Source organism: Rosenbergiella metrosideri (assembly GCF_022602565.1).
GTDB lineage: Bacteria > Pseudomonadota > Gammaproteobacteria > Enterobacterales > Enterobacteriaceae > Rosenbergiella > Rosenbergiella metrosideri.
The window spans coordinates 1-260 of record NZ_JALBCV010000099.1 but is presented as its reverse complement, the minus strand read 5'-3'; the positions used below and the strand labels follow the sequence as shown (position 1 = coordinate 260).

General features: G+C 42.3%; 1 protein-coding gene. It reads left to right on the top strand.

Annotation, left to right across the window (positions count from 1 at the left end):
* Positions 1–260, top strand: a 260-nt coding sequence (locus MKR94_RS16665; protein ID WP_241647911.1) for a DNA topoisomerase, incomplete at both ends; no start/stop codon positions are given.

Below are 260 nucleotides of genomic sequence, written 5' to 3'. Positions count from 1 at the left end.
TCCTTCTACCTATGCTTCTATTATTTCTACCATCCAAGATCGCGGTTATGTACAGGTTGAAAACCGTCGTTTCTATGCAGAAAAAATGGGAGAGATTGTTACTGACCGACTGGAAGAGAATTTTCAAGAGCTGATGAATTACGACTTCACCGCTCGTATGGAAGATAACCTAGACCAAGTTGCGAATAATCAAGCTGAATGGAAGGGTGTACTCGATAACTTTTTCGGTGATTTCACCGAGCAGCTGGCACAAGCTGAAA